This is a genomic window from Gilliamella sp. Nev3-1, from assembly GCF_001690435.1.
GTDB classification, from domain to species: domain Bacteria; phylum Pseudomonadota; class Gammaproteobacteria; order Enterobacterales; family Orbaceae; genus Gilliamella; species Gilliamella apicola_C.
The window spans coordinates 1-13491 of sequence record NZ_LZHN01000028.1 but is presented as its reverse complement, the minus strand read 5'-3'; the positions used below and the strand labels follow the sequence as shown (position 1 = coordinate 13491).

General features: G+C 36.2%; 12 protein-coding genes, 1 rRNA gene and 1 pseudogene. 6 read left to right on the top strand and 8 right to left on the bottom strand.

Translation table 11 applies throughout. The features are described 5' to 3' along the window. Nucleotides 1-166: 166 nt before the first annotated feature. Together ftsH and rlmE are read right to left on the bottom strand one after the other, a co-directional pair. Nucleotides 167-2044, bottom strand: a complete 1878-nt coding sequence (gene ftsH / locus A9G40_RS05350; RefSeq protein WP_081295530.1) for an ATP-dependent zinc metalloprotease FtsH — start codon at nt 2042-2044, stop codon at nt 167-169. Nucleotides 2045-2120: 76 nt separating this feature from the next. Further along, a complete protein-coding gene (rlmE, locus tag A9G40_RS05345) occupies nt 2121-2747 on the bottom strand; it encodes a 23S rRNA (uridine(2552)-2'-O)-methyltransferase RlmE (RefSeq protein ID WP_065582208.1) in 627 nt (208 codons plus the stop codon). Nucleotides 2748-2844: 97 nt separating this feature from the next. On the opposite strand from rlmE, the gene yhbY reads away from it, so the two are divergent. Continuing rightward, the gene (yhbY, locus tag A9G40_RS05340) at nt 2845-3138 is read left to right on the top strand and encodes a ribosome assembly RNA-binding protein YhbY (RefSeq protein WP_065582207.1); all 294 of its coding nucleotides are present in this window, start codon (nt 2845-2847) and stop codon (nt 3136-3138) included. A gap of 51 nt (nt 3139-3189) precedes the next feature. Here the strand turns inward: yhbY and greA are convergent, their stop codons facing one another. Continuing rightward, nucleotides 3190-3666 (bottom strand): transcription elongation factor GreA, encoded by a 477-nt coding sequence (gene greA / locus A9G40_RS05335; protein ID WP_065566577.1) that lies wholly within the window; start codon nt 3664-3666, stop codon nt 3190-3192. A gap of 296 nt (nt 3667-3962) precedes the next feature. Between greA and A9G40_RS05330 the strand changes: the two genes are divergently transcribed. The 3 genes from A9G40_RS05330 to hslO all read left to right on the top strand — a co-directional run bounded on the left by A9G40_RS05330 (nt 3963) and on the right by hslO (nt 6879). Next, complete coding sequence (locus tag A9G40_RS05330) at nt 3963-5510, top strand: hypothetical protein (protein ID WP_075539544.1); 1548 nt, start codon at nt 3963-3965, stop codon at nt 5508-5510. 108 nt (nt 5511-5618) lie between these two features. After that, complete coding sequence (gene hslR, locus A9G40_RS05325) at nt 5619-6014, top strand: ribosome-associated heat shock protein Hsp15 (protein WP_218057944.1); 396 nt, start codon at nt 5619-5621, stop codon at nt 6012-6014. Between the two features lies 1 nt (nt 6015). Continuing rightward, complete coding sequence (gene hslO, locus A9G40_RS05320; RefSeq protein ID WP_065582204.1) at nt 6016-6879, top strand: Hsp33 family molecular chaperone HslO; 864 nt, start codon at nt 6016-6018, stop codon at nt 6877-6879. A gap of 216 nt (nt 6880-7095) precedes the next feature. Here the strand turns inward: hslO and tsaA are convergent, their stop codons facing one another. The 4 genes from tsaA to metN all read right to left on the bottom strand — a co-directional run bounded on the left by tsaA (nt 7096) and on the right by metN (nt 10661). After that, nucleotides 7096-7809, bottom strand: a complete 714-nt coding sequence (gene tsaA, locus A9G40_RS05315) for a tRNA (N6-threonylcarbamoyladenosine(37)-N6)-methyltransferase TrmO (protein WP_065582203.1) — start codon at nt 7807-7809, stop codon at nt 7096-7098. A 148-nt stretch (nt 7810-7957) separates the two neighbouring features. Then, on the bottom strand, nt 7958-8860 hold the full coding sequence (metQ, locus tag A9G40_RS05310) for a methionine ABC transporter substrate-binding lipoprotein MetQ (RefSeq protein ID WP_065582202.1): 903 nt from the start codon (nt 8858-8860) through the stop codon (nt 7958-7960). A 15-nt stretch (nt 8861-8875) separates the two neighbouring features. Then, nucleotides 8876-9517, bottom strand: a complete 642-nt coding sequence (locus A9G40_RS05305; RefSeq protein WP_065566589.1) for a methionine ABC transporter permease — start codon at nt 9515-9517, stop codon at nt 8876-8878. A 112-nt stretch (nt 9518-9629) separates the two neighbouring features. After that, on the bottom strand, nt 9630-10661 hold the full coding sequence (gene metN / locus A9G40_RS05300; protein WP_065582201.1) for a methionine ABC transporter ATP-binding protein MetN: 1032 nt from the start codon (nt 10659-10661) through the stop codon (nt 9630-9632). A 115-nt stretch (nt 10662-10776) separates the two neighbouring features. On the opposite strand from metN, the gene gmhB reads away from it, so the two are divergent. After that, complete coding sequence (gene gmhB / locus A9G40_RS05295; RefSeq protein WP_065566584.1) at nt 10777-11313, top strand: D-glycero-beta-D-manno-heptose 1,7-bisphosphate 7-phosphatase; 537 nt, start codon at nt 10777-10779, stop codon at nt 11311-11313. A gap of 322 nt (nt 11314-11635) precedes the next feature. On the opposite strand, the pseudogene A9G40_RS15790 reads toward gmhB, so the two are convergent. Continuing rightward, nucleotides 11636-12000, bottom strand: a pseudogene (locus tag A9G40_RS15790) (DUF4184 family protein). 521 nt (nt 12001-12521) lie between these two features. Between A9G40_RS15790 and A9G40_RS05290 the strand changes: the two are divergent. Continuing rightward, nucleotides 12522-13491 (top strand): 16S ribosomal RNA (locus A9G40_RS05290); the annotation flags it as partial.

Sequence of the window (13491 nt, the reverse complement as noted above, 5' to 3'; positions counted from 1 at the left end):
GTTAGTGTCAATAATGCAATAATTTAAATGGCATTGAGACTTATCAACTAGGTTGAGTTAAATTTTTAGCTTGCTTGTTGTTTTATTCAGGTAAATTTACTTATCATCTATTTTTATTTTACCGATAAAAAACGCGCCGTAGCGCGTTATATTTTATTTGAGCTTATTAACCTTTTGATTGAGGCGGTATGTCACTTCCTTCATTGGGTATTTTGCTTGCTGCGTGTTCGTCACTTTCAGTCCAATCATCAGGCGCTGTAATCGGGCGACGTGCAATTAAATCTGCAACTTGTTTTGCTCCAATGGTTTCATACTTCATTAGCGCATCTTTCATTGCATGAAGGATATCGATATTGTCAGTTAATATTTGACGAGCTCGTTGATAATTACGATCGATAATGGCTTTGACTTCTTCGTCGATAATTCTAGCTGTTTCGTCAGAAATATCTTTTGGTCGTCCGTATGAATTATCATCGGTTTCGTAAAATAATGGACCTAAGCGTTCAGAAAATCCCCATTGTGTTACCATCGCTCGTGCATATTGTGTGGCAACTTTTATATCATTTGATGCACCAGTAGAAATTTTATTGGCACCGTAGATGAGTTCTTCTGCAAGTCGTCCACCATAAAGGGTTGCAATATCGCCTTCCAGTTTTTCACGACTTTCACTAACACGATCACCTTCAGGTAGGAAGAAGGTTACACCAAGTGCGCGCCCACGTGGAATAATGGTGACTTTATGGATAGGATCATGATCAGGCATTAAGTAGCCAATAATAGCATGTCCTGCTTCATGATAAGCGGTTGAAATAAGTTGCTCTTGAGTCATGGTTAATGAACGTCTTTCCGTGCCCATGTTAATCTTATCTTTAGCTTCTTCAAATTCATCCATTGTGACCACACGCTTATTGCGACGCGCAGCAAATAAAGCCGCTTCATTGACTAAATTCGCTAATTCTGCACCAGAATAACCCGGCGTTCCACGCGCTAGTACCGATAAATCAACATCAGATCCTAGAGGCACTTTACGCACATGCACTGCAAGAATTTGTTCTCGGCCTTTCATATCTGGTAAGCCAATTTGTACTTGGCGGTCAAAACGACCTGGACGGAGTAAGGCTGGATCTAAAATATCGGCTCGGTTGGTTGCTGCAATGATAATGATGCCACTATTGGCTTCAAAACCATCCATTTCAACTAGCATTTGGTTTAATGTTTGTTCACGTTCATCATGCCCGCCCATTGAGCCTGCGCCACGTTTTCGGCCTACAGCGTCAATTTCGTCAATAAAGATGATACAAGGCGCATGTTTGCGCGCTTGTTCAAATAGATCTCGGACACGTGATGCTCCCACACCAACAAACATTTCAACAAAGTCCGAACCTGACATGCTGAAAAAAGGCACTTTGGCTTCGCCAGCGATTGCTTTTGCTAGTAATGTTTTACCTGTACCTGGAGGCCCAACCATTAAAATACCTTTTGGAATTCGTCCACCTAGTTTTTGGTATTTACCTGGATCTCTTAAAAAATCGACCACTTCAGTGACTTCTTGTTTTGCCTCTTCACTGCCAGCAACGTCGATAAATTTGGTTTTAACTTGGTCTGGCGTTAGCATTTTGGCTTTGCTTTTGCCAACTGACATTGGACCACCTTTACCACCACCTTGCATTTGGCGCATCATAAAGAGCCAGAACCCAATAAGTAAAATGATAGGGAACCAAGAAATAAATATGCTCATTATTAAACTTGGTCTTTCATCAGGTGCACCATAGACAGGTACTTTATTGGCTAACAAGTCATCCATTAGTTTTTCATCTAAATAAGGGATGTAAGTGACGTAGTTGCCATTATTTTTGGTTGTGGCAATAATTTCACGTCCTTTAATATGCACTTCTTGGAGATTACCAGCTGTGATATCGGAATTAAATTGGGTATAATTGACTTGAGGTCCGCTATTGGATATTGAACTGAATTGGTTAAATACAGTAATCAATACTACAGCAATAACTCCCCAGATCAGTAAATTCTTTACCATGTCGTTCAAAAGAAAAACCTCTCATAAAAATTAACAGTTACGACTAAATTTAACGAAGTATGGTACTACAAAATTATACAACTGGCTACTTCATCCCCATTGCAACAATATAAACTTCTCGAGACCTAGCTCGCGAAGCCTCTGGCTTACGAATTTTGACTGTTTTAAACATCAAACGTACTTGTTTTAGGTATTCTTCAAATCCTTCACCTTGAAACACTTTGACAATAAAATTACCATTAGGCGCAAGCACATCTCTACACATCTCTAATGCAAGCTCTACTAAATACATGGCTCTGGGGATGTCAACAGCGGGTTGCCCGCTCATATTTGGCGCCATATCTGACATGACAACCTGAACTTTTTCTTCACCAACTCGTTCGAGTAACGCTTTTAGAACGGCTTCGTCCCGAAAATCACCTTGCAAAAAGTCAACACCTACAATGGGATCCATTGGTAATAAATCACAAGCAATAATGCGACCTTTGTTACCTATAAGTGATGCAACATATTGTGACCAACCACCAGGAGCTGCACCTAAATCAACAACGGTAATGTCTGGTTTGAATAATTTGTCACTTTTTTGTATTTCTTCGAGTTTGAACCATGCTCTAGAGCGTAGGCCTTTTTTTTGTGCTTGTTGTACAAAGCGATCATTAAAATGTTCATTGAGCCAACGCGTTGAACTTGCTGAGCGTTTTTTATTACTCACAGCTAATAAATCCTTAATGTAAAGAGGTCACTTCATTGATTACAAATATATATAAGGGTAGAATAGCAAAATTACAACTTAAAGTGATAAAAATTTAATGAATTTATCGAATAAACAAAAACAGTATTTAAAAAGTGAAGCTCATCATTTAAAACCTATAGTGATGATTGGGGCCAATGGATTTACCGAGGGAGTGCTTGCCGAAATTGACAACGCCTTAAATTTCCATGAGTTAATTAAGATTAAGGTTTCTGCGGAAGATCGCGAAACGAAGAAGCTTATTTGTGATGCTATTATTCGTGAAACAAAGGCTTTGCCAGTGCAATTGGTGGGTTCTAACTTTACCATTTTTAGACCAAGTGAAGATAAGAAAATCACTTTACCTAAATAAATGCGACAACAGGGCTATAAGCCCTGTTTGTTATTTATAATGTATTGAAGATTAGATATATTCCACTTTAATAATATCAAATTCCACATCACCACCTGGCGTTTTAATTTGTACAGTATCGCCATCTTCTTTGCCGATTAAACCTCTAGCAATTGGTGAATTGACTGAAATAAGATTCTGCCTGTAATCAGCCTCATCATCACCTACGATACGATAGGTTGTTTCTTCGTCTGTTTCTACATTGATAACGGTTACTGTTGCACCAAAAATAATACGCCCAGTATTTTTTACTTTAGTTATGTCAATAATTTGTGCTTGTGAAAGTTTGCCTTCAATTTCTTGAATACGGCCTTCACAAAAGCCCTGCTGTTCTCTTGCGGCATGGTATTCAGCATTTTCTTTTAAATCGCCGTGAGCTCTTGCTTCAGCTATGGCGGCTGTTATTTGTGGTCTTTTGACATTTTTGAGCTCTTCAAGCTCGGCTCGTAATAATTCAGCTCCCTTAACCGTCATTGGGATTTGTTTCATCTAGGTATCTCCCGTTTTTACTTATAGTAAATAAAAATAACTCTCCCTTATCTTAATCAAAGAAGGGGAAAGTGAGTTGTTCAGTTATTATTTAAAAATATATAATGAAAGTTTATATCTTAACTGTAAAACCAACTTAACCACAAATCATTTATACGCAATGAGGTGCTATTTTGGTTAAAATCAGTTATCGTAATGCAATTATTCATAGTTCATTATAACAATTAAATTTATTTATGCGACGATTACGATTTTATATCATCATTTTTCTATTCATTTTTTGGCTTTTAGTTTTGTTGTCTTATTTTGTTGTGCAAACCTCTTTTGGCGCTAAAATAGTTAGTCAGCAATTATCTAGATTAAGTTCTTATACAATTTCAATAGGCAACGTTCATCATTCGTTTTCAAATTTCTATGAATTGGCTTTTGATGAAGTCGTTGTGAGCGATAATAAGCAAGAAATTATTCATATTCCTAAATTAGTGATAGGATTGGATAAAAGCAATCTTTGGCAATTATCTCACTTTAATTATATTACCATTATTAACGGCGCGGTTGCTGATACTCACTTTGGCCACTATGCCTTTTCAAGCAATACGCTAAAATTTGTTAATTCAAACGTTGATGTTCTGGTCAACAATGGAAAAGACAAACTTTCATTCAATAAAATTAATGGGGGCATTCAACCTTTTATTTCATCGGGAGCAGGTCAGTATCAATTTGATTTTTCTTCACAAGATGTTTTAGTGAATCAAATTCCAATAAAATCACTACTTATTCAAGGGTTCCATCGCGATGGTGTTACAACGATTACTAATTTAGGTGGAAATATTAATAATGGCTTTTTTGTGAGTAAATTAAAAGTACTTGCTGATAATAGTTTGAATATTGATCAATTAAAGTTACATAATATCAATTTCCAATCAACAGATGAGGCGTTTTGGAGCAACTATTCCCATATTTTGCCAAAATTAACTATTAAGCAATTATCAATACTTGAAAGTAGTATACAATTGCCTCATTTTTTAATTGAGAAAGGCAATATTGAAGTAACCAATCTTTGTTATGATGATAAGTGGCGTTTTGAGCAAAGCTCTTTTACTTTTAATGCTGATAATGTTGTTTTACATGAGCAGTCATTTTCGTCGGTATTGGTTCAATTATCATCCGATAATCAAGAAGTGACGATTCAAAAAGCGTTAGCGAAATGGAATAAAGGCAGTATAAATTTTTCTGGAAAATGGAAAGATAATGACCTACAGCTAGAGAAATTAACATTAGCCGATATCAATTATGACGTTCCTGAAAAATTTGAGCTACCCGTGTTACCCGATATTTTTAAGCATATTATAGTTGATAAACTTGATATTTTACAAAGTTTAATAATTAGAAAATACAGCGATTTTCCGTTTAGCCTATATAATTTTCAAGCTTCAGGTTCAAATGTTGTTTTAGCTGAAAATCAAAAATTAGGCATATTTTCAGGAACTGTGTTTTTTAAATCAGAAAAAGGTTCGTTTAATAGAATTGATATTCGTTATCCAGATCTGGTCCTAAAATTTGATTCTCAAAATCATGCTTTGTTAACTTTTGGCTCTTTAGTTAATAGTGGCATGATCGAATCCCAAGCAGATATTGATCTGTCGCAAAATGAGCCGTTATCTTTGAAATTTAATGCATATAATATCACCAGTTCGTTGTTAGAAGACTGGAAATTGGTAAAGCAACCTCCAACAGCGATAAATTATTCAGCTAATTTACATGGACAATTTCGACCATTTAGCTTTTCAGGGGTGTTTTCGACAAACGAGGGAAATGATTATATTATCAATCTTGAGCATTGATTTTTATTAAAAGCATCGTTATATAACTGGTTAAGATGTATAAGATGCGCTTTCTATGTGTGTTTGAGCGTGAAAGCTCAACAATTAGTATGATATGAAGGTGTTATTTTGCTTGTAAGGTTAGATAAATGGCTTTGGGCTGCAAGATTTTATAAGTCTCGCTCATTAGCTCGAGAAATGGTTGAAGGTGGCAAGGTACATTATAATGGTCAGCGCTCTAAACCAAGTAAAATTGTTGAAGTTGGGGCCATTTTAACGCTTCGCCAAGGTTTGGATCAAAAAACAATTCAAATTTTAGCTATTAGCGAGCAACGAAAAACTGCTACTGAGGCTCAACAACTTTATCTAGAAACTCCCGATAGTATTGTTAAACGAGAAACAATAGCACAAGCACGTAAACTCAATGCATTGACAATGCCGCACCCCGATAGAAAACCTGATAAAAAGGAGCGGCGCGATTTGATTAAATTTAAATACAATAGACAACAAGGTGACAACAATTAATATGGATACTTTAAATCGTTTTTTATTTGATAATCACCCTATTCGTGGTGAAATTACCCGTCTTGAGCAGACGTATGAAGCGATTTTAGATAATCATTCATACCCAATTGCGGTACAAAAATTACTTGGTGAATTGTTGGTTGTAACCAGTTTATTAACCGCAACACTAAAATTTGAAGGCGATATTGCTGTGCAGTTGCAGGGTGATGGCGCTTTATCTTTAGCGGTAGTGAATGGTAATGATCAACAACAGTTACGTGGTGTTGCTCGAGTTAACGGTGAGATCACTGATAATGCGACGCTTAAAGATATGGTAGGTAATGGTTATGTTGTTATCACTATCACACCAAAACACGGTGAGCGTTATCAAGGAATTGTCGGATTAGAAAAAGATACGCTTATTGGTTGTATCGAAAACTATTTTATGCAATCGGAACAACTGCCAACGCGCTTATTTGTCAAAACGGGAGTGTATAATAATAAGCCAATGGCAGCAGGCATTTTATTGCAAGTTTTGCCCGCTCATGAAAACACCTATGAATCATTTGAGCATCTTTGTGCATTAACTGAGACAATGACTAGCGATGAGCTGTTTCAGCTTCCTACTGATGAGATTTTATACCGCCTATATAATCAAGAAGACGTACGCCTTTTTGAAACACAGGATATTATTTTTAAGTGCGGATGTTCACGCCAACGTTGCGAGAATAGCTTAATGACCTTACCAAATAATGAAGTTGATGAAACTCTAGCTGAACAGGGTGGTAAAATTGATATTCATTGTGATTATTGCGGAAAGCATTATTTATTTGATTCAATCGATATTGCCGAAATGAGAAGCAAGCATAACTTTAGTTATCATTGATATTGCAGATAAAAAGAACCACTAAAACTTATAAAGTTTTAGTGGCAAAGTGAAATATAGGGAAATTAAACCCGCATTTAGTCTATCAGAATTAGCAAAATCTACCAATTTTTTTTAACGGTTTCATGTAATTTTTTATTAAAGACACTGATAAACCTGCTTTTCATTAATAAAAATTTAGAATAAAGAACATATTTGATCTAAATTTTTGTCTAACTAATATATATTATCTATATAGATATCTTCAACAAGAGCGTGTTGATTGCTGATCTTCCATTTAATATTAAAATGGTAAAGCGTCAGTCCATAGGTTTGTTCATTAATTTTTTTTTGTTTGTAGGCAGGCCTTGGATCTTGAGAAATAACTTGTGTAATGAGCTCAGTGAGCTGAGGATAATCCTGTTTTTGTAAATCTAAAATTAATTGTGCTTTTTGTGAAAATGTAACAGTTAGTTTTTCTTTAGGTGTAGATTGTGCGTATCCTGCAAATGCATCTGAATGGCTGTCACAATAAGGAATATAAGGCTTGATATCAATAATTGGCGTGCCATCAACTAAATCTAGGCTACCTAGTTTTAAAATGACCTGTTTATTTTCAACAAGGATGTCCTTTAATTCGACAGCAGAAAGCCCTATATGATTAGGTCTAAATGGTGAGCGTGTAGCAAATACTCCCATTGTTTTATTACCACCTAAACGAGGAGGGCGTACGGTTAATCTCCATTTTTCAGGAGCAATATGGTGAAATAGGAATAATAGCCATAAATGTGAAAACTGTTCCAGCCCTTTAACACTGACGGGATCATTGTAAGGCGCTAATAAGTAAAGATCGCCTTGTCCTGCGTTAACTAAATTAGGTTGCCTTGGCACAGAAAATTTTTCACTATAAGGGGAGCGGATTATGCCGATTGGTTTTATTTGATATGTCATTGTTTATTGATTTATAGAAAATTTTTAAGTGGATTGGTTTATTTTCTTTATGCTAATAGTTTTCATGCTAATAGCTTTTATGCTAATAGCTTTCCGCCGATAACAGAAGCCGGCGGAATTGATAGTAATAAGTATTTATTGTAAGTTATTACCAACCGCGAATAGCGCCACCATTAAAGATTTGGTTAGCTTTTTCTGCCACTGCGTCAGTTTGGTATGCTTTAACAAAGTTTTTTATACTTTCATTCTCTTTGTCAGCTTCACGAGAAACAATAATGTTAACATAAGGTGATTCTTTATCTTCTACAAAAATACCATCTTTACTTGGTGTTAAGTTGGCTTGCCCTGCAAAGGCGTTATTGATAATTGCAAGATCAACTTGAGTATCATCTAATGAACGTGGCAACATGGGTGCTTCAAGTTCAACGATCTTATAGTTGTAAGGATTGCTAGTGATATCAAGTACAGTAGGCAATAAACCTTTAGATTTATCAACTGTAATCATGCCTTCATGTTGTAATAATAATAACGCTCGTCCTAAGTTGGTTGGGTCATTAGGAATAGCAATAGTTGAATTAGCTGGAATAAAGAAGGTTTCACCGCGTGGTGATGTCACTTTTACCCCTTCACCTGTTTCTGTTGATTCTTCAATCGGTTTTAATTTGCGAGAATAGCTTGCAATTGGATAAACAAATGAGTTTCCAACAACAGCTAATTTATAACCACGTTCTTTTATTTGCTCATCTAAATAAGGCTTATGTTGGAATGCGTTCACTTCAATTAAGCCGTCATTTAATGCTTGGTTTGGTGTAACGTAATCGTTAAAAATAACTAGTTCAACGTCTAAATTATAAAGATCTTTTGCTTGTTGTTTAGCTACTTCGGCGACCTCTTGTTCAGGACCAGAAATCACTCCTACTTTGATAGAACTTACTTTAGCAGGCTCTGCTGATTTGCTATCTGTTGTGGCTGGTTGTTTATTATTATCACAGCCAGTTAAAAAAAATGCACTTACCAATGTGCTAATAAGTACTAGCTTTTTAATAGACATATATTTCTCCCAAAATTAATGATGTGTAACTCGTTTAACAATCCTATTGCCAATAAATTGAATAATAAAGACAATAATAATTAATATAACCAAAACAGTGTTCATTATAGCAGGCTTGTAGCCGTTGTAACCATATTGAATAGCTAGTTGTCCAAGACCTCCAGCGCCAACGGCTCCAGCCATCGCAATGTATCCTGTCAAAGTAATTAAGGTAATCGTCATGCTATTAACAATTACAGGTAATGATTCAGGTAATAAAACCTTATATATAATTTGAAATGGTGTTGCTCCCATTGATCTAGCCGCCTCAATTAACCCTTTAGGTACATCTAACAATGCATTTTCAATCATACGTGCAATTAATGGCGATACACCAATACTTAACGGTACTACAGCTGCTTGTTTACCTATAAAGGTTCCCATTAACAACGTGGTAAAAGGAATAATCCATACAATTAGTATAATGAAAGGAATAGAACGAAATATATTAGTAATAAATGAAATAGCACTATTAGTTATATAGCAATCTAAGATCTGCCCTTTGCGTGTTGTATAAAGCAATATTCCAATAGGTAATCCAATCACCGTTCCCCAAAAACCCGATAGAAAGATCATATAAAGGGTTTCATCAGTGGCTTGTGCCATTTTCAATAGCATAGCTTGATTAAAACCATTGTATGATGAACAAAAAGCAACAAAGTCACCCCAAAAGCTGTATTGGGATAAATAGTGAAATAGTGATTCGAAAGGTTTAAATGAAGGAATAAAATCAAACATAGCCGAGAACCTCTACTTGGGTATTATTTTTTATTAAAAATTGAATTGCTGGTGCCATACTTTTCGGGTTCCCTTTCATTTCTGCTAGCATTAAGCCAAATTTAACCCCCCCTGCATAATCCATTTGTGCACTAATAATATTACTATCAATTTCAAATTCTTTAGCAATTTGCGATAACAAGGGGGAGTCGACAGAAACTCCCGTAAACTCTAAGCGTACTAAAGGATTGAGCCCTTCTTTTGGCTCAGATGATAGTCTTGTTAAATAATCATCAGGGATATTAAGATGCAAGGTTGATTGAATAAATTGTCGTGCAATATCTGTTTTTGCATGTGAGAACATTTCACCTACCGATGATTGTTCAACCAATTCTCCATTGCTGATCACTGCTACTTGATCACAAATTTGTTTTACTACATCCATTTCATGTGTGATTAATAAAATGGTTAGTCCTAATTTTTGGTTGATATCTTTTAATAATGCCAAAATTGAACGAGTGGTTTCAGGATCAAGGGCACTTGTTGCTTCATCGCATAATAAAACTTTGGGTTCACTTGCTAAAGCTCGGGCAATGGCAACTCGTTGTTTTTGGCCGCCAGACAAATTCGAAGGATAAGCATCGGCTTTTTCAGCTAAGCCGACTAATTCAATTAATTCATTAACCTTTTGCTTGATTTTTGATTTTGGGGTTTGGCTTAATTCAAGAGGAAATGCAATATTATCAAATACTGTCCGTGAAGAAAGTAAGTTGAAGTGTTGAAAAATCATGCTTATTTTTTGACGTATTTTGATTAACTTTCTATTTGATAGATGTGTTATTTCTTGATTATCAAAAAAAATTTTACCATTAGTCGGTTTTTCTAGAAGATTAACACAACGAATAAGTGTGCTTTTTCCTGCCCCTGATTTGCCGATAACGCCATAAACCTGCCCTTTAGGAACATGGATATTAATATCTTTTAAAGCATAAATAGGTGTTTTATTATGCTCAAATGTTTTCGAAATGTGTTGTAGTTGTATCATAATATATAAAGAAAAAGATGAATAAATGAATATTAAGACGTCTAGACATCTAAGTCAATCGATAATATGCTATGCGAAGTAGAGTAATACCTAAATTAAAAGGGAAAGAGTCAATATGAAACCTGCTATTTTTTTAGATCGAGATGGTACTATTAATGTAGATTATAATTATGTGCATACCATTGATAAATTTCATTTCATTGATGGTGTTATTGATGCGATGCAAGAGCTCAAGAAAATGGGTTTTTTGTTAGTCATCACAACTAACCAATCAGGTATTGCCAGAAACATATTTACTGAAGAACAATTTCACACGTTGACAGAATGGATGGATTGGTCACTACAAGATCGCGGTGTTGATTTAGATGGTGTGTACTATTGCCCTCATGATCCGTTAATTGATAACTGTGAATGTCGCAAACCAAGTCCCGGTATGATTCAAACAGCAGCCAAAGAACTAAAAATTGATATTGCTAATTCCTATATGGTTGGGGATAGAGTGTCTGATTTATTGTCGGGTAAAAAAGCGGGTGTTAAAAAAACCGTATTAGTAAAAACGGGTGATACCATAACAGAAGAAGCATTAGAACAAGCTGATTGGGTTATTGATAGTTTGGCTGATCTGCCAAAAAGAATAAAAAACCAATCTTGATTGTGGTTTTAACTAATACAGCGTTTAGATTAAACGCTGTATTAAAGTGATACTTTTAAGTATTAGTGGAGCAATGGTTAATCCAATAAAACAGGCACTAATAAAAGTAACAACAGTTATGCCTAGTTGATTTATAGGAAAAGAATAGTTGCTAAATATAAAAATAAGCAAAGTAATAAGTGATATTAATCTCCAGTATGGAAAACCAACTTTATTCTGTTTAGATGTTATAATTGGTAAATAATAAATAGTCACACCAAGCTCGTACCGATTAATGAACTACCATGTTGTAATAATTTATAAATTGGAATTTCCATTTTCCCTATATTAACAGTGTCTTGTAATAAACTGAAAAGTTGAACAAAGCAACTCCCCAATGCTGACAGTAATATTTATTCCAGTTGAAAGTTAAATAATTAGCAAATCGCTTATAAAAGAAATTAGGTAAATTTTTAATTAAAGTATTTCGGACAATAAAATGAAAAATATAAGCAATAACTGGGGTCATTGGTAAATCAAATAAAAAATACCAGCTAGACTATGACTTAAAGTGCTTTTTACCTCCACTCTTAAGAAGTATTCAAAATCAGGCGACATACTACCAATAATCAAAGCCGTCATAGAAAATAGGTGGGGTTTCTTATATAGAGGTAATATGATAGCAGGATGAGCGAGTGTAAAAGGCATTTTTTATTCTAACTTAATAAAGCGCGTTTAATTTGAAGTTATTTTGTCTGTTATAAGAAATATAATCAATCCGCCAAAGATATTAAAATTTGCTTTTACAATAACTCAATTTAGTTTGTTTTTAGTTCGTCTTGAATAAAAAAAAAGCAAACAAGAATAAAATGCACAATAACCCCTTGCACGAATTTTTAAAGTCCCTATAATGCGCACCCACTGACACGGCGTCAGAGAAAAGCTGAGGCAAGTTAGTGAAAAATTAAGATCAAAAATTTTGAAAAAAGATCTTGACGAACAAAAAAGGTTAGCGTAGTATATGCAACCCTTGAGACAGCGAAGTAAATTAACGGAAAGTTGATTGATTTAAAAAGGCTGTTAGCTCTTTAAAAATAAGAAACAGACAATCTGTGTGGGCACTTGCGAGACGAAAGATTAAAGTCTACGGACTAAAAAGTTAAGTCTTGATAAGTGACACTGAAGATTCATTTGAATATGTCAGAGACAGTTATTGAGCATCAAACTTTAAATTGAAGAGTTTGATCATGGCTCAGATTGAACGCTGGCGGCAGGCTTAACACATGCAAGTCGAACGGTAACATGAGTGCTTGCACTTGATGACGAGTGGCGGACGGGTGAGTAAAGTATGGGGATCTGCCGAATGGAGGGGGACAACAGTTGGAAACGACTGCTAATACCGCATAAAGTTGAGAGACCAAAGCATGGGACCTTTGGGCCATGCGCCATTTGATGAACCCATATGGGATTAGCTAGTAGGTGGGGTAAAGGCTCACCTAGGCGACGATCTCTAGCTGGTCTGAGAGGATGGCCAGCCACACTGGAACTGAGACACGGTCCAGACTCCTACGGGAGGCAGCAGTGGGGAATATTGCACAATGGGGGGAACCCTGATGCAGCCATGCCGCGTGTATGAAGAAGGCCTTCGGGTTGTAAAGTACTTTCGGTGATGAGGAAGGTGTTGTATCTAATAGGTGCAACAATTGACGTTAATTACAGAAGAAGCACCGGCTAACTCCGTGCCAGCAGCCGCGGTAATACGGAGGGTGCGAGCGTTAATCGGAATGACTGGGCGTAAAGGGCATGTAGGCGGATAATTAAGTTAGGTGTGAAAGCCCTGGGCTCAACCTAGGAATTGCACTTAAAACTGGTTAACTAGAGTATTGTAGAGGAAGGTAGAATTCCACGTGTAGCGGTGAAATGCGTAGAGATGTGGAGGAATACCGGTGGCGAAGGCGGCCTTCTGGACAGATACTGACGCTGAGATGCGAAAGCGTGGGGAGCAAACAGGATTAGATACCCTGGTAGTCCACGCTGTAAACGATGTCGATTTGGAGTTTGTTGCCTAGAGTGATGGGCTCCGAAGCTAACGCGATAAATCGACCGCCTGGGGAGTACGGCCGCAAGGTTAAAACTCAAATGAATTGACGGGGGCCCGCACAAGCGGTGGAGCATGTGGTTTAATTCGATGCAACGCGA